This window comes from Chromobacterium rhizoryzae (assembly GCF_020544465.1).
Lineage (GTDB): Bacteria > Pseudomonadota > Gammaproteobacteria > Burkholderiales > Chromobacteriaceae > Chromobacterium.
Genome location: NZ_CP066126.1, coordinates 2,987,541 through 3,004,179 on the forward strand (window position 1 = coordinate 2,987,541; position 16,639 = coordinate 3,004,179).

At 65.6% G+C, this 16,639-nt stretch carries 14 protein-coding genes; 7 read left to right on the forward strand and 7 right to left on the reverse strand.

The window, feature by feature from the left end; genetic code table 11:
* Window positions 1-185 precede the first annotated feature (185 nt).
* The gene (locus JC616_RS13425) at window positions 186-1,364 is read left to right on the forward strand and encodes an acetyl-CoA C-acetyltransferase (RefSeq protein ID WP_227103565.1); all 1,179 of its coding nucleotides are present in this window, start codon (window positions 186-188) and stop codon (window positions 1,362-1,364) included.
* Between the two features lie 72 nt (window positions 1,365-1,436).
* On the opposite strand, the gene JC616_RS13430 is transcribed toward JC616_RS13425, so the two are convergent.
* From JC616_RS13430 to JC616_RS13440, 3 genes are all read right to left on the reverse strand, one after another.
* Entirely contained in the window at window positions 1,437-1,802 is a 366-nt protein-coding gene (locus JC616_RS13430) for a DOPA 4,5-dioxygenase family protein (RefSeq protein ID WP_227103567.1), read from the reverse strand.
* A gap of 298 nt (window positions 1,803-2,100) precedes the next feature.
* Window positions 2,101-2,367 (reverse strand): hypothetical protein, encoded by a 267-nt coding sequence (locus tag JC616_RS13435; RefSeq protein ID WP_146176645.1) that lies wholly within the window; start codon window positions 2,365-2,367, stop codon window positions 2,101-2,103.
* A gap of 7 nt (window positions 2,368-2,374) precedes the next feature.
* Entirely contained in the window at window positions 2,375-3,331 is a 957-nt protein-coding gene (locus JC616_RS13440; protein WP_107799436.1) for a LysR family transcriptional regulator, read from the reverse strand.
* A gap of 303 nt (window positions 3,332-3,634) precedes the next feature.
* On the opposite strand from JC616_RS13440, the gene JC616_RS13445 reads away from it, so the two are divergent.
* The 6 genes from JC616_RS13445 to JC616_RS13470 all read left to right on the forward strand — a co-directional run bounded on the left by JC616_RS13445 (window position 3,635) and on the right by JC616_RS13470 (window position 12,424).
* Entirely contained in the window at window positions 3,635-5,065 is a 1,431-nt protein-coding gene (locus JC616_RS13445) for an amidase family protein (RefSeq protein WP_227103569.1), read from the forward strand.
* A complete protein-coding gene (locus JC616_RS13450) occupies window positions 5,055-6,569 on the forward strand; it encodes an aldehyde dehydrogenase (protein ID WP_227103571.1) in 1,515 nt (504 codons plus the stop codon). Before JC616_RS13445 ends, JC616_RS13450 begins: the two co-directional genes overlap by 11 nt.
* A gap of 64 nt (window positions 6,570-6,633) precedes the next feature.
* On the forward strand, window positions 6,634-8,007 hold the full coding sequence (locus tag JC616_RS13455) for an aminotransferase class III-fold pyridoxal phosphate-dependent enzyme (RefSeq protein ID WP_227103573.1): 1,374 nt from the start codon (window positions 6,634-6,636) through the stop codon (window positions 8,005-8,007).
* Window positions 8,008-8,128: 121 nt separating this feature from the next.
* On the forward strand, window positions 8,129-9,511 hold the full coding sequence (locus tag JC616_RS13460; protein ID WP_227103575.1) for an APC family permease: 1,383 nt from the start codon (window positions 8,129-8,131) through the stop codon (window positions 9,509-9,511).
* 151 nt (window positions 9,512-9,662) lie between these two features.
* Window positions 9,663-11,450 (forward strand): aminopeptidase P family protein, encoded by a 1,788-nt coding sequence (locus JC616_RS13465; protein WP_227108591.1) that lies wholly within the window; start codon window positions 9,663-9,665, stop codon window positions 11,448-11,450.
* 41 nt (window positions 11,451-11,491) lie between these two features.
* A complete protein-coding gene (locus JC616_RS13470; protein ID WP_227103577.1) occupies window positions 11,492-12,424 on the forward strand; it encodes a LysR family transcriptional regulator in 933 nt (310 codons plus the stop codon).
* A gap of 207 nt (window positions 12,425-12,631) precedes the next feature.
* On the opposite strand, the gene JC616_RS13475 is transcribed toward JC616_RS13470, so the two are convergent.
* The 4 genes from JC616_RS13475 to tldD form a co-directional block, all read right to left on the reverse strand.
* On the reverse strand, window positions 12,632-13,603 hold the full coding sequence (locus JC616_RS13475) for a polysaccharide deacetylase family protein (RefSeq protein WP_227103578.1): 972 nt from the start codon (window positions 13,601-13,603) through the stop codon (window positions 12,632-12,634).
* A gap of 27 nt (window positions 13,604-13,630) precedes the next feature.
* Window positions 13,631-14,338, reverse strand: a complete 708-nt coding sequence (locus JC616_RS13480) for an SDR family oxidoreductase (RefSeq protein ID WP_227103580.1) — start codon at window positions 14,336-14,338, stop codon at window positions 13,631-13,633.
* The gene (locus JC616_RS13485) at window positions 14,335-14,859 is read right to left on the reverse strand and encodes an ester cyclase (protein WP_227103582.1); all 525 of its coding nucleotides are present in this window, start codon (window positions 14,857-14,859) and stop codon (window positions 14,335-14,337) included. The genes JC616_RS13480 and JC616_RS13485 overlap by 4 nt, the downstream gene beginning before the upstream one ends.
* 328 nt (window positions 14,860-15,187) lie before the next feature.
* Window positions 15,188-16,630: a metalloprotease TldD gene (gene tldD / locus JC616_RS13490; RefSeq protein ID WP_107798766.1), complete on the reverse strand. Its 1,443-nt coding sequence runs from the start codon at window positions 16,628-16,630 to the stop codon at window positions 15,188-15,190.
* Window positions 16,631-16,639: the final 9 nt, after the last annotated feature.

Genomic DNA, 16,639 nt, shown 5'->3' on the forward strand with positions numbered 1-16,639 from the left:
CTCGCGAGATCATAAACAGGCTCTAAGAAAAACTGTTCAAAGTCTGCCGCGCCTCGGCGGGATAGTTGGGCAAGGGCGTTGAAAGCCGCTTCGAAACGCTTTAGCGGCTTCCCCGCCCCGCCGCCGACGCGCTGGCCGACACACCGACCTTCGCGGTCACATTGAAGAGAGAGACGGAGAAAAACATGGAAGTCGTGATTGTCGCAGCAACCCGCACCGCCATCGGCAGTTTCGGCGGCGCGCTGGCCAAGATCCCGGCCCCGGAACTGGGCGCCACCGTCATCAAATCCCTGCTGGCCAAAACCGGCCTGAAACCGGAAGACGTCAGTGAAGTCATTCTCGGCCAGGTGCTGACCGCCGGCAGCGGCCAGAACCCGGCGCGCCAGGCGCTGATCAAGGCCGGCCTGCCGGTCACCACCCCGGCTACCACCCTCAACGTGGTCTGCGGCTCCGGCCTGCGCGCCGTGCACCTGGGCGCCCAGGCCATCGCCAACGGCGACGCCGACATCGTCATCGCCGGCGGCCAGGAAAGCATGTCCCTGTCGCCGCACATCCTGCCCGGCTCGCGCGACGGCTTCCGCATGGGCAACGCCCAGCTGATCGACACCATGGTCAACGACGGCCTGACCGACGCCTACAACGCCTACCACATGGGCATCACCGCTGAAAACGTGGCGGAAAAGTACGGCATCGGCCGCGAAGAGCAGGACGCGCTGGCGCTGGCCTCGCAGCAACGCGCCGCCGCCGCTCAGAAAGCCGGCAAGTTCAAGGACGAAATCACCCCGGTGCTGGTGCCGCAGCGCAAGGGCGATCCGCTGGCCTTCGACAACGACGAGTTCATCAAGCACGACGCCAGCGCCGAAGGCCTGGCCAAGCTGCGCGCAGCCTTCAAGAAGGAAGGCACCGTCACCGCCGGCAACGCTTCCGGCATCAATGACGGCGCCGCCGCGGTGCTGCTGATGTCGGCCCAGAAGGCGGACCAGCTGGGCCTGAAGCCGCTGGCCGCGATCAAGGGCTACGCGCTGACCGGCTGCGCGCCGGAAATCATGGGCATAGGCCCGGTGGCCGCCACCCGCAAGGCGCTGGACAAGGCCGGCTGGAAGGTGGAAGAGCTGGATCTGGTGGAAGCCAACGAAGCCTTCGCCGCCCAGGCGCTGGGCGTGGCGCGCGAACTGGGCTGGGGCCCGGACAAGGTCAACGTCAACGGCGGCGCCATCGCGCTGGGCCACCCGATCGGCGCTTCCGGCTGCCGCGTGCTGGTCACCCTGCTGCATGAAATGCAGCGCCGCGACGCCAAGAAGGGCCTGGCCACGCTGTGCATAGGCGGCGGCATGGGCGTGGCGCTGGCGGTGGAACGGCGCTAAAACCGGTACCCGTCAATCACAAAACCCACCGGCTCCGGCCGGTGGGTTTTGTTTTGGCCGCGCCCGCCGCGGCTAGCCCGAGCGCCCGTTGTCGCCGTGCTGGTGCAGAAAGTCCATGTTCAACTCCAGCGGCGCGCCCAGCCACATGGCGAAGTCGCTGTGGTCCTCGACATCGTCGCCGGTCAGCGGATGCAGCAGCACGCTCAGCCCTTCCCGGTTCAGCATCAGCCACGGCACGATCTCGCCGAACAAGGCCGGCGCGAAGGCGATCTGATACGCGCCCACCGGATGCGGCCCGTAAGCCTGCTCTCGCCAGCGCCCCAATTCCACGGCGAAGCGCTGCGCCACCGCCTCGCGCAGCCGCCGCGCCGCGGCTTGCTGCGCCGCGTCGAAATACACATGGGCGTGATAGCCCGTCGCCTCGATGACCTGTTGCATCGCCTGTCCCCCGCCCCGCCGCGTTCACGGCGGCCGGCCCCGAATAAAGCCGGTAAAGCTATCGTCTCCGCCGAAAAAAATCAACAAGCATATTTTGGCGGCGCGCGCCTGCCCTTGATCCGCAAGCAATCCGCGCCAAACAAAAACCTCCTGGCCGCAAAGGCAGGAGGTTTGGGCGATTGGCCGGCCCGCTGGCCGGCGTAGACGGTCGCATGGACCGTGAAGGGAAACAGCGCACGGATCAAAACCAGCGAGGCGCTCAGCACATCAAGGCAGCCGCATCGCCGCGGCGCTCGCCTTAGTGAGGGACAATGATGGGCGCCCCGTCCGGCCCATGCTTCTTCTGATGTTTGGCCGCCCGCTTCTCCTTGGGCGTCATCAACGGCTGTTTTTTGGCTTCCTTGCTGCTGTGTCTTGATTTACTCATGATCAGCTCCTTGGCGTGCATCGGCGGTGCCAATGCCGGCTCCAGTATAGACCTCATCCGGGCTTGCCATGGCGATAAAATACCCATCCGGGCGTCAAGGCCAGAGCGGCGGTTCCAATCGTCTTTTAAATGGTTCAATCAATACTTACACCTGAAACAAAGTCGCCGCCAAGGCCGGGATCGCCACGGCGAAACCCTCCGGCCCCAGTTGGCGAAAATGCTGCTGCGTCGCGCTAATAAAATCCTGGATGAAAGCGGGTTTTTCCCGACCATGTTTATCCTGCACGATCAGCGTGGGCGCGGGGCTGAAATCGGAGAACGGTCTTCGTATCAACGCCGGTCCGTCCCGAGTGGCGCTGCCGGACGGGCACATATTCAGGATGGAACAGCCGAATCCCGCGGAAACCGCCGCGCGCACGGTTTCATAAGAGCGCGTCCTGAAGCGCACATGAGGCTGACAAGGCGATATCGCGAACAAGGCCAGCAAATACGCCGCCGTCTGCGGCAAATCCAGCAATACCAACGGCCGCAGCGCCAAATCCGCCAAGGAGACCGACTCTTGTTCCGCCAGCGGGTCTTGTCTCGACAGCAAGGCATGACAGGGCACTTTGCAGATACGGCTGACCTCCTCGTCCAAGTGAAAGCCGATATCGTAGGTCACGATCAAATCCACCTCGTCGGCCGCCAGCCAGCCGCGCAGTTGCGACTGATCTCCTTCCCGCAGCTGGATGTCGACTTCGCCCTGGCCCTGTATATAGCGCTTCAGCACATCCGGCATGAATAAAGCGCCAAACGGCTCAAAACAGCCAATCCGCAATTGTACGGCGCCCGGCCGCGTCAGATTGGCGATGCTGCGATTAAACGTCGACTTCGCCTCCAACATATCCTGCGCCGCCAGCATGAATTGCTTGCCCGCCGGGGTGATTTTTACGCCTCGCGCCGGGCGGCGTTCAAAAATCCGAAATCCGATTTGGTGTTCCACATGAATGATGGCGCTCAACAAGGCGGATTTGGAAATCGGTATCGACTCCGCCGCCGCCGCGATGCTGCCCGTCAACGCCACCTCATAGACATAACGGATTTGTCTAATCGAAATATTCATGGCCCCGCCCCCTCGCCGGCATTGAGCAGCTTGTTAAAAGTCCGCCGCGCTTCAGCGATACGGCCTTGAAAACAGCTTCAGAATGCTCATGCACCGTATGACCATTCCGCTTCTTCAGCCGCAACGCTTTGTCTCGCTCTCGCTCGCAAGACTTTGAACAGGCTCTTACACATAAAAACAGCGCAACTTGCCGCGAAAAATGCGTTTTTCCGCGCCGCCCCGTTTGCTTACCATCATCGCCAGGCAACACCACCGCCCAGTCATGCCATTGCGGCCACGCCGCTCCTTACCTTGGAGCTGAGTATGTCATCTATTTCTACAAATCCGCTGGCGGACGCGTCCCCGCTCTGCCGGCTGAACGTGCAAACCATGACCGCCCGCTACGCCGCGGCAAGCCTTTCTCCGCTTGAAGTCGCGGACGCGGCGCTGGCCAGGGCCTCGGCGGTCCAAGACCGATACAACGCCTTCGCTTCCATCGACCGCGCCGGCGCGCTCGCCGCCGCCGCCGCGGCCGATGAGCGTTGGCGGCGGGGCCGTCCCTTGTCGCCCATCGATGGCGTGCCGGTCACGATCAAGGACATCGTCCAGGTGCAAGGCTGGAGCGTGCGCTATGGCAGCCACAGCAGCAGCGCGGCGGTTTGCGACAGCGACGCGCCGTCGGTGGCTCGCTTGCGCGCCGCCGGCGCCGTCTTGCTGGGCATGACGACAACGCCGGAATTCGGCTGGAAAGCCGTCACCGATAATCCGCTGCATGGGATTACGCGCAATCCTTGGCGGCCTGAGCTGACGCCGGGCGGCTCTTCCGGCGGCGCGGCCGTGGCGGCCGCCGCCGGCGCGGGCGTATTGCACCTGGGGACGGACGGCGGCGGGTCCATTCGCATCCCGGCGGCCTTCTGCGGCCTGGTCGGACACAAGCCGAGCTTTGGCCGGGTGCCCGCCTATCCCGGCAGCGCCTTCGGCACCCTGGCGCATCTTGGTCCGATCGCGCGCTGCGTCGGCGACGTCAGCGCCATGCTGGACGCGATGAGCGGCCGCGACCTGCGCGACTGGCATCAGCCCATCGGCAACCCGCCCGCCTTCCCGCCCTTGGCGCTCAGCCGGGCCAGAGTGGCGTACTGGTCCACCCCGGCCTGCGGCCAGCTGCGGCCGGAAGTGGCCGCGGTCATGGAACGGGCCTTGAGTCTGCTGCGCTCCTTGGGGGTGGAGATCCAGCCATTCGAGCTCCCCGATATCGATCTGCTCGATGTTTTCCAAAAGCACTGGTTCAGCGGCGCGGCCAACCGGCTGTCCAGGGTGGCGCCGGCCCTGCGCGGACAACTGGACCCGGGCTTTGTCGAGATAGCCGAACGCGGCCTGGCCCTGAGCGCGGCGGACTTGGTCGCGGCTCAGACCCGGCGCGCCGAGTTTGGCGCCTTCATGGACCAGACGATGAGCCGGTTCGATCTGCTGCTGGCGCCGGCCACTCCCTTGGCGGCCTTCCCCATCGCCTCGCGACAGCCGGCCGGCGATGGCGCGGCCTGGACGGAGTGGGCCGGCTTCAGCTTCCCGCTCAATCTGAGCCAGCATCCCGCCTGCGTCGTCCCCTGCGGCCTGACTCCGGACGGCAGACCGCTTGGGCTGCAATTCATCGGCGCGCGCGGGGCGGACCGGCAATTGCTGTCGCTGGCCGGCCAGTTTGAAGCGCTGGGCGCCTTTCCCCATCTATTAGACTCAGGAGCCGACGATGAGCGCTGAACCCCTATCCGCCGCCGACTGGCGCGCCCTGGCCAAGGAGTCGCCCTTGGAACTGGGGCTGTTCATTGACGGGGATTTTCGCCAGGCGCGTTCCGGCCGGCGCTTCGCCAGCGTCAATCCCAGCAATGACCAAATCCTGGCCGAGCTGCCCAGCGCCGATGGCCAGGATGTGGATCTCGCCGTCAATTCCGCGCGGCGCGCGTTTCAATCCGGCGCCTGGTCCAGACGGCCGCCGCGGGAGCGTATGGCCGTGCTCAATCGGCTCGCCGATTTGATCGAACAACATCAGCGCACCTTCGCCTTGCTGGACTGCCTGGACATGGGCAAGCCGATCAGCGAGATGCTGACGGTGGACCTGCCCCTGAGCGTGCAATGCCTGCGCTTTACCGCGGAATCCATCGACAAGGTGCAGGGCACGGTGGGCGCAACCGCCCACCACATCCATAGCTTTGTGCTGCGTCAGCCCTTGGGCGTGGTGGCCTGCGTGGTGCCCTGGAATTACCCCCTGCTGATGAGCTGCTGGAAGATCGCGCCCGCGCTGGCGGCCGGCAACTCCGTGGTGCTCAAGCCGGCGGAGGAGTCTCCGCTCAGCGCTTTATGGCTGGCCAAGCTCTTCATCGAGGCCGGCGGCCCGCCCGGGGCATTCAATGTGCTGACCGGCGACGGGCCTGGCTGCGGCCGGCCGCTGGCCTTGCATCGGGATGTCGACAAGATCGCCTTCACCGGTTCGGTGGAAGTGGGCAAGCTGATGCTGGGCTACGCGGGCCAGTCCAATATGAAGCAACTGTCCTTGGAGTGCGGCGGCAAGTCCCCCCATGTGATTCTGGCCGATGTCCAGGACCTGGAGGCCGCCGCGCGCTGGGCGGCCATGGGCGTATTCGGCAATCAAGGCCAGGTATGCTGCGCCGGCTCCCGCCTGTTGGTGGAGCAAAGCATTCTTCCTGATTTCCTCGACGCCTTCCTAAGCGCCGCGCGCAGCCATCACCTCCCGGGAGACCCGCTGGACCCGGCCACCAGCATGGGCCCGCTGGTGAGCCGCGGTCAGCAGCGGCGCGTGCTGGATTACATCGCGCTGGGCCGGCAAGCCGGCGCGCAATGCCTGTTGGGCGGCGACGCTCCGCGCCACCTGGAACACGGCGCCTACGTCAACCCCACGGTGTTCGCCGGCGTGGACAACGGCATGCGCATCGCGCGGGAAGAGATCTTTGGCCCGGTGGCCTGCGTGATGCCGGTATCCGGCTTGGACCAGGCCATCGCCATCGCCAATGACAGCCGCTTTGGCCTGGCGGCGGGCATCTGGACCCAAAACCTCAACCACGCGCATCGCTTCGCGCGCGAGGTCGAAGCCGGCATGGTCTACGTCAACAGCTATATGGACGGCGATATGCAACTGCCGTTCGGCGGCTGGAAAGAGTCCGGCAATGGCCGCGACAAATGCTTTGACGCGTTGCTGGCCTACACCCAGACCAAGGGGGTGTGGATGACGCTGAATCAGGAGCAGTAGGACAGCAGAACGCCGGCCATCGAAACCAACCGGCGCCGCATCGTAAAACCGAGGAGAGAACATCATGAGCAGCACGGCCAATCGCCATCCCACCGGCCATCTCTTGTACCCCTTCGCCAATGCCAGCCATATTGCCGCGCATCCGCCGTTGCGGATCGATCGCGCTTCGGGTTGCCATGTCTTCGATCAAACCGGGAAACGCTATCTTGATGGGCAAGGCGGCTTGTGGAATGTGAACGTCGGGCACGACCATCCGGAAATCAAGGAGGCGATCACCCAACAATTGAACCAGCTGGGTTTTTATTCGATTTTTGGCGGCACCACCACGCAGCCGGCCCTGGCGCTGGCCGAACGCTTATGCCGGATGACGGAGCCGGAAGGCATGAGCGCCGCCTTTTTCTCCTCCGGCGGCTCGGAAGCCAATGAGGCGGCGTTTAAACTGGCCCGCCAGTACTGGCGGCAAAGCGGCGAGCCGGAGCGCCATAAAATCATCTCGCTGAAGCAGGCTTACCACGGCGTCACCCTGGGAGCCTTGTCGGCGAACGGCAGCACCGCTTATCGCCAGGCTTACGAGCCCTTGCTGGCGGGCTTCAGCCAAGTGGACACCCCCCATCTATACCGCAACCCCTACACCGACGATTCAGACACCCTAGGCCGCTTATGCGCGCAATTGCTGGAGCGGGAAATCCTGCATCAGGGCCCCGGCAGCGTGGCGGCCTTCATTGCCGAACCGGTGCAAGGCGCCGGCGGCGTCATCGTCCCGCCCGCCAATTACTGGCCCTTGGTGCGCGAGGTGTGCGACCGCCATCGCGTGCTCCTGATCGCGGACGAAGTGGTCACCGGTTTCGGCCGCATTGGCAAGCTGTTCGGCAGCCGGCATTGGGGAGTGAAGCCGGACATCATGGTATTCGCCAAAGGGATTAACAGCGGCTACATCCCGCTGGGCGCGACTTTGATCAACCAGCGGGTGGAGTCGGCGTTTCACTCCAGCGACGCCCGCCAGTTCAGCCCAACCGCCTTCTATCACGGCAACACCTATGCCGGCCATCCGCTGGCCTGCGCGGCGGCGCTGGCCAATCTGGAGATCATCGAAAGGGACAAGCTGACGGCAAACGCGGCCAAGGTGGGCGGTCATTTATTGCAGCGCCTGACAAGGATAAAGAACACGCATCCCCATATGGGCGATGTCCGCGGCCTGGGCCTGATGATAGGCGTGGAACTGGTGGCCGACCCCGCCGGCAAACAGCCTTTTGATCTGGATCTGGGCTTCGGCGCCTATATCTCCGACTACTGCCGTCAACACGGGGTGTTGATACGCAATCTGGCGGACACCTTCATCATTTCGCCGCCGTTGACCCTGAGCCTGGAGCAGGCCGATCTCATCGCGGACACTTTCGAGCAAGCCGTCGAGGCCGCGGAGAAAGCCTTGCTACGATAAGCGCCATGGATAGCAAGCGGCTTGAATCGACAACAATAGCCGGTCCCAAGAGACGGTTAACGACGCGCAGCGGACTTTGGACAGGCGCCAAAGCGCTGGCCGACAATAGAGGAGCATCATGATGCCAGGATCCCCCCCGTTCCCCATGACGGCGCCCGCGCAGCCCCTGCCCTACGCCGGATCGCTGCGCCGAGTCTTATCGCTGCCGGCGCTGACCTTGTTTGGCCTGGTCTATATGGTGCCCTTGACCGTATTCACCACCTATGGCGTGGTCACTCAAGTCACCGGCGGCCGCACCGCTTTGGCTTATCTGCTCACCTTGTTGTCCATTTTTTTCACCGCGCTGTCTTACAGCCGCATGGTCGGCCGTTACCCGGTTGCAGGCTCGGCCTATTCTTACGCCCGTAAAAGCTTTGGTCCGATGGCGGGCTTTCTGGCCGGCTGGTCTTTATTGCTCGATTACCTGTTTTTACCGATGATCAATTATCTGGTGATCGGCATCTACCTGCATCAAAGCTTTCCTCAAGTGCCGGCCTGGGGCTTTATCGTGACCATGATCGCGCTGGTCACGGTGTTTAATGTGCTGGGCATTCAATCGGTGTCGCGTTTCGGCAATGTGCTGGTGGCCGCTCAACTCGTCTTTGTTCTGGTGTTTGTCGCGCTGGCCGCCCGGCAGATCATGACTCAGAGCAGCGTGGATCTGCTGGCCCCGTGGCAGGGGGACGGCAGCGCCATCGGCCTGGCTCCGGTGCTGGCCGGCGCGGCCATCCTGTGTTTGTCCTTTCTGGGCTTTGACGCGGTGTCCACTTTGGCGGAAGAGGCGCGGGAACCGCACCGCGACATCCCGCGGGCCATCATCATCACGACGATAGCAGCGGGACTGCTGTTCATCCTGCTGGCGGCCATCAGCCAGCTGGCTTTCCCCGGCAGCCGGTTCCAGCATGCGGACTCCGCCGCCAATGAAGTGATGCAGCGCATCGCCGGCCCCTATTTCGTCAGTTTTTTCACCGCCAGCTATGTGGCCGGGGCTTTTGGATCGGCGCTGGCCTCCCAAGCCTCGGTCTCGCGCATTCTGTACAGCATGGGCAGGGATCGCGTCTTGCCGCACCGGGTCTTCGCCGGTCTGTCGCAACGCTTCAACACCCCGATCTGGTCGATACTGGTGGTATCCCTTTGTTCCCTGCTGGCGCTGGTGATGGATTTGGCCACCCTGGCCTCCCTGATCAGTTTCGGCGCGCTGGTCGCGTTCTCGGTGGTCAATCTGGCGGTGATCAAAACCTATCTGCTGGACGGCAAGCCGCATCCATTCAGCGCCTGGCTGCGTTATGGCTTGCCTGCGGCGATTGGATTTGCCCTGACGCTATGGCTATGGACCAGCCTATCGGCGCTCACCCTGCAAATCGGCCTGGCCTGGCTCGCCGCGGGCGTGGCGTATTTGCTGTGCCTGACGCACGGCCTGCGCAAAGCCGTGCCCACGGTTCAATTCGACGACAGCGGGTCTTGAGCGAAGGCGGGCGTCCGACGCCCGCGCCCCCAGCCAAAATGACATGGCAATCATCAGCTATGCTCATACTCTTGCGCCCCGGTTTCATTAGCCACAGAATGCATGGCATACATCCCCCGGAGCCGGCATGAACACCCTCGCAACCCCGCAATTGGACACCATTCCGCAACGCATCGCCTCTTTGCGCGCCGCCATGAAGAACGCCGGCGTCGACGCCTGTCTGGTGCCCTCCTCGGACCCGCATCTGTCGGAATACCTGCCGGCGCGCTGGCAGGCCCGCCAATGGCTGTCCGGCTTCACCGGCTCCATGGGCACGCTGATCGTCACCCGCGACTTCGCCGGCGTCTGGGCCGATAGCCGCTACTGGGTGCAAGCGGAAGCCGAATTGGCCGGCAGCGGCATCCAGCTGGTCAAGATCGTCAGCGCCGCCAGCGCCGACCACCTGGGCTGGATCGCCAAGACCCTGAGCGCCGGCCAAACGCTGGCGGTGGACGGCGACTCGCTGGGCCTGGCCGCGGCCAAGGCGCTGCAAGCCGCGCTGGAACAGGCCGGCGCCCGGCTGCGCACCGATCTGGACCTGATAGACGCCATCGACCCGCAGCGCCCGCCGCTGCCGGACGCGCCGGTCTATCAACATGAATCGGCCTTCGCGCCGCAAAGCCGCGCCGACAAGCTGGCGCGCTTGCGCGCCGCCATGGACGAGGCCGGCGCCGACTGGCACTTCCTGTCCACGCTGGACGACATCGCCTGGAGCTTCAATCTGCGCGGCAGCGACGTCAACTACAATCCGGTCTTCATCAGCCACGCGCTGCTGAGCCGTCGGCAGGCCACCCTCTTCGTCGGCGAAGGCAAGATTTCCGCCGAGCTGCGCGCCCAACTGGCGGCCGACGGCGTCGAAGTGCGACCTTACGCCCAGGCCAAACCGGCGCTCGCCGCCTTGCCGGCCGGCGCCAGCCTGCTGCTGGACCCGCGCCGCGTGACCCTGGGCCTGCGCCAGGCGGTCAACCCGGCCGCCCGCGTGATCGAGGCGATCAATCCCAGCACCCTGTTCAAGTCCTGCAAGACGGAGGAAGAGGCCGCCCACATCCGCGGCGCGATGGAACAGGACGGCGCGGCCCTGTGCGAGTTCTTCGCCTGGTTCGAAGGCGAGGTCAACCGCAGCCGCGTCACCGAGCTGACCATAGACGAGGAAATCACCGCCGCGCGCGCGCGCCGGCCCGGCTTCGTGTCGCCCAGCTTCGGCACCATCGCCGGCTTCAACGCCAACGGCGCGCTGCCGCACTACCACGCCACCGAAGCCGCCCACAGCGAGATCAAGGGCGACGGCCTGCTGCTGATAGACTCCGGCGGCCAATACCTGGGCGGCACCACCGACATCACCCGCGTGGTGGCGGTCGGCGCGCCGTCCGCCGAGCAGAAGCGCGACTTCACCCTGGTGCTGAAAGGCACCATAGGCCTGTCCATGGCTCATTTCCCGCGCGGCACCCTGTCGCCGATGCTGGACGCGCTGGCGCGCGCGCCGCTGTGGCAGCAGGACATCGACTTCGGCCACGGCACCGGCCACGGCGTCGGCTACTTCCTCAATGTGCACGAAGGCCCGCAAAGCATTTCCCGCGCGGTGCCGGACGCCAATATGGCGATGCAGGAAGGCATGGTCACCTCGATCGAGCCCGGCGTCTACCGCCCGGGCCGCTGGGGCGTGCGCATCGAGAACCTGGTGCTGAACGTGGCCTCGTCGCAGAACGAATTCGGCGACTTCCTGCGCTTCGAAACCCTGACCCTGTGCCCCATCGACACCCGCTGCCTGGACTTCAACCTGCTGTCCCGCGCCGAGGTGGACTGGCTGAACCAGTACCACGCCGAGGTGCGCGCGCGCTTGCTGCCGCTGGTGGACGGCGCGGCGCGCGAATGGCTGCTGGCCAATACCGAAACCATTTAAACCCCTCCCCGCCCGGGCGCTGCCGCGCCCGGGCCACGCTCATGCTCGATCGACTCAACGACCTACGCCTCTTCCTCGACGCCGCCCAACTGGGCAGCTTCTCCGCCGCCGGCCGCAAGCAAGGCCTGTCCCCCGCCGCCGCCAGCGCCTGCATCCAGCGGCTGGAGGCCGCGCTGGACAGCCGGCTGTTCCAGCGCACCACCCGCCAGCTGCGGCTGACCGAGGCCGGCGAAGTCTTCCGCGACCACTGCCAGCGCGCGCTGGACACCCTGCAGCAAGGCCAGGACCGGCTGCAGCGCGAGCAGCGCGAACTCAGCGGCCTGATCCGGCTGTCGGCGCCGTCGGACCTGGGCCGCCACGCCTTGCTGGACTGCCTGGACGAATTCCGCCGCCTGCACCCGGCGGTGCATTTCGCCTTGCAGCTGGACGACACCCCGGCCGATTTGATCGGCGAGGACATCGACATCGCCATCCGCTACGGCCAGCCGGCGGACAGCAGCCTGATCGCGCGCGAACTGGCCGCCAGCCGCCGCGTGGTTTGCGCCGCGCCGGCGCTGCTGGCGCGCACCGGCATGCCCAGCCATCCGCGGCAGCTGGCCGAGCTGCCGACGCTGACCCTGGTCACCGGCGACGGCCCGATGCACGAATGGCCGTACCGAGAGCACGGCCAGCGCCGCGCGCTGCGGCTGGAGCGCGCGCAGCAGAGCAACGACGGCGAGGTGATCCGCCGCTGGGCGCTGCAAGGCCAGGGCTTCGCCTACAAATCGCTGCTGGACATCGCCGACGATCTGCGCCAGGGCCGCCTGCTCACGGTGCTGGACGAGTACTTCACCGACAGCGCGCCGCTGCACCTGCTCTACCCCGGCCAGCGCGGCCAGCCGCTGCGCATTCGTCGGCTGATCGATTTCCTGCGCGAGCGGCTGTCGACGCTGCCGGCCACCGCCCTGCTGCCGGAGGCCGGCGCCCAATTGTAAGAACCTGTTTACGATCTGCTGCGCGTCGGCGATACAGCGTTGAAAACGCTTTCAGAATGCTCATGTAACACCTGTACATTCCGCTTCTTCAACCGTTTTCGCCTTGTCTCGCCTTAGCTCGCGAGATCGTAAACAGGCTCTAAGAAAACCGCGGCGCGGCCAATGGCCGTCCCGCGGTTGTGGAACGCGACTCAAGACCCAAGGCTCTCAGTCCGCCGGCACCTTGTCCGCCTGCAAGGCGTAGCGCGCGATCTCGTCCTTGCGCATGAAGGCGACGCCGGCATGGCTCTGCGCATAGCGGATGAACTGCTCCAGCGCCTTGACCCGCGCCGGCGAGCCGGAAATGCGGTCGTGGGTGCTGATCGACATCATCCGCCGCCGCGAACCCGCCTCGGCGTAGAGCACGTCGAATTCGGCCTTCAGATCCGACAGATAAGCCTCATTGCTCAGCGCCGGCGAGTCGAAACGCACGATGTCGTTGTTGCGCAAGGTATAGGGCACCACCACGAACGGCTGGCCCTTGACCGCCACCGTGAACGGCTCGTCGCGGCTGACGTTGTCGATGTGATAGAGAAAGCCCAGTTGCTGCAGAATGCTCAGGGTATTGGGCGTGCCGCGCAGCCAGAAGGCGTTGAAGCCCACCGGCCGCGTGCCGGTGGCGCGCTCGATGCTGGCGATATTGGCGCTGTAGGCCGCCAGTTCCTGCTCCGGCGTCATCGGGTATTGCGGCTCCCAGGTTTGGCCGTGCGCCGCCGCCTCGTGGCCGCGCGCCACGATCTCGCGCGCCAGCCGCGGGCTGCGGTCCACCGCCTGCCCCACCATGTGCGAAGTCACCTTGACCCCGGTGCGGTCCCACAAGTCCAGCAGCCGCGGAATGCCCTCCTTCACGCCGTAGTCGTACCAGCTTTGCATCGGCAGATCCGCGTACTTGGGGTCCAGCGGCGGAAACGGCCCGCTGGCGCCGCGCTCCGGCTGCGCACCGGCCTCGAACTGCATGGAAATCGAAATCGCCAGGCGGGCGCCGTTCGGCCAGAAGGCGCCGCCGCTTGTTGAAATTGTCGTCATCTTGCTTGCTCCTGTCGCCGCCAGCGCCGCGCCGTGCGCCAGCATCAGCGCGGTGCCGCCCGCGGCCGCGCCGGCCAGGAACTGGCGACGATTAATGGGTAGGGTATCGGACATCTCGAGTCCTCTCTCTTGGGCCAGGGCCTACAACAAGGCCCCGCCCTCCACGTCCAGCACCGCGCCGGAGATGAAGCCGTTGGCCATCGCCAGCAGATAGGCTTGCGCCAATTCCCGCGGCTGGCCGACGCGGCCGACGGGCAGGCCCTGGCCGATGCGCGCCAACGTCGCCTGGCGCGCGACCGAGCCGGCCTCGCCCCATAGCTCGGTGTCCACCACGCCGGGGCTGACCACGTTGACGCGGCGCGGCGCCAGCTCCTTGGCCAGATTCTTGGCCGCCGCTTCCAGCGCGGCGTTGACCGTGCTTTTCAGCAGGCCGCCGCTGGAGAATTTGCGCGCCAGCAAGCCGGAGGTGAAGGTCACCGACGCCCGCTCCGTCAGATAGGGCAAGGCCTCGCGCACCGCCAGCAGGCTGCCGAACAGCTTGACGTCAAAAGTCTGCCGCAAAGCCTCCTCGCTCAACTCGGCCAAGGCCGGCGCGCCGACCCGGGCGCCGGCGGTCAGCACCAGATGATCGATGCGGCCGATGTCGGCGAAGGCCCGGGCCAATGCCCGGCTGTCGGTCATGTCCGCCTGGATGCCTTCACGATCCGACTCAGATTGGGCGCTGCGTCCCAGCACATAGACCCGCGCGCCGGCCGCCGCGGCCGCGTCCGCCACCGCCCGGCCGATGCCGGAGCCGCCGCCCAACACCGCCACGGTCTGGCCGTGGAAAGCAAAATCCCCCGCGCTCATGGCTTCACCACGCCCAGTTGCTGCATCAGGGTCAGATTGTCTTCCAGGTGCCAGTTCTCGGCGATGCGGCCGTTCTTGACACGGTACAGGTCGAAGGCCTGGAACTCCACCGGCTGGCCCTGGCCTTGCACGTCGCCGAAGCGGCCGCTGAAATGGCCCTGGAAATGCAGGCGCAGCGCGACGCGGTCGCCGGCCAGCACCATGTCGGTGACGTCCACCTTCAAATCCGGCACCGCGGCGCGGAACTGGCGCGAGGCCTGCAAGGGCCCGGCCACGCCCTGCTGACGGCCGGAGGGCAGGGTGCGGTCGATGAAGTCGGGGTCCAAGGCCAGTTCGGCGTAACGCGGATCGCCGCTGTTCCAGAACGCCGCGTAACGCAGCGCGGCCAGTTTCACCGCCGCCGTGCTGCCGGCCGGACGGTCCGCCCACACCCGCGCCGGTTGCGGCAGGTTTTCCGCCGCGCCGGCGAAGGCCGCGGTCAAGGCCAGGCCGAAGCCCAGCGCCAAGGTCAAAGCTTTCATCATCGTCTCCCGATTGCGGCGTCGCCAACACGGCGACACCGGACCAGCGCATTGTGTCGCCGCCGAAGGGATTTGATAATTGGCTTTAAATTTGGATGATCTGCTTGTTCAATTTGAAAATAGGCGTAAAAAAAGGCGAAGCTCCAGCGCTTCGCCTTTCTCAAAGAACCTGTTTACGCAGGTTCTTAGAGCCTGTTCACAATCTCGCGAGCAAGAGCGAGACAAGGCAAAAACGAGCGAAAAAGCGGAATGTACACGTGGTACATGAGCATTTTGAGCTTGTTTTTAACGCTGTATCGCCGCAGCGCAGTAGATCGTGAACAGGTTCTTAGCCGCCGGTGCCGCCCACGGTCAGGCCGCCGTCTATGCGCAGCGTGGGCTGGCCCACGCCCACCGGCACGCTCTGGCCTTCCTTGCCGCAGACGCCGACGCCCTGATCCAGCTGCAAATCATTGCCTATCATGCTGACGTAGTTGAGCACGTCCGGCCCGTTGCCTATCAGGGTGGCGCCCTTGACCGGATAGCTGAGCTTGCCGTTTTCGATGCGCCAGGCTTCCGACGCGGAAAACACGAACTTGCCGCTGGTGATGTCCACCTGGCCGCCGCCGAAATTGACCGCGTACAGGCCGTCCTTGACCGAGGCGATGATTTCCTGCGGATCGTGCTGGCCGGCCAGCATATAGGTATTGGTCATCCGCGGCATCGGGATGTGGGCGTAGGACTCGCGGCGGCCGTTGCCGGTGGCGCCCACCTGCATCAGGCGCGAATTCATCGCGTCCTGCATATAACCCTTGAGCACGCCGTCCTCTATCAGCACGGTGCGCTGAGTGGGATTGCCCTCGTCGTCTATCGCCAGAGAACCGCGGCGCTCTTCCATCACCCCGTCGTCCACCACCGTGACGCCCGGCGCCGCCACCCGCTGGCCGATCTTGCCGGAAAAGGCCGAAGTGCCCTTGCGGTTGAAATCGCCTTCCAGGCCATGGCCTATCGCCTCGTGCAAGAGCACGCCGGGCCAACCCGGCCCCAGCACCACGGTCATCTGGCCCGCCGGCGCCGGCCGCGAATCCAGATTGGTCAGCGCCTGATGCACCGCCTGGCGCGCGTAGCGCTCCAGCACCTCGTCGTCGAAGTAGGCCAGGTCGAAGCGGCCGCCGCCGCCGCTGGAGCCCTGCTCGCGGCGGCCGTTCTGCTCGGCGATCACCATCACCGACAGCCGCACCAGCGGCCGCACGTCGGCGGCGCGCACGCCGTCGTGGCGCGCCACGTAGACCACGTCGTATTCGCTGGCCATGCCGGCCATCACCTGGATCACCCGCGGGTCCTGCGCCCGCGCCATCCGCTCCACTTTTTCCAGCAAGGCCACCTTGGCCGCCGCCTCCAGGCTGTGGCAGGGGTCCAGCGCCGGGTACAGCGGCTTGGGCGCGCGCCGGGTCTGCGCGCCGGCGGAACCGTCCCCGCCCGCCTGACCGATGGCGCGCACCGCGTCGGCGGAGCGGCTCAGCGCTTCCAGGCTGATGGCGTCGGAATAGGCGAAGGCGGTCTTGTCACCGGCCACCGCGCGCACGCCCACGCCTTGGTCAATGCTGAAGCTGCCGGACTTGACGATGCCCTCTTCCAGGCTCCAGGCCTCGCTGCGGGTGTATTGAAAATAGAGATCGGCGTAGTCGATGGCGTGGTGGCGCATGCGCGCCAGCGTGGCTTCCAAAGCCGCCTCGTCCAGACCGTAAGGCTTGAGCAGCAGGCTGTCTGCCGCGGAGAAAGCATCTTGCATAGTGTCGGG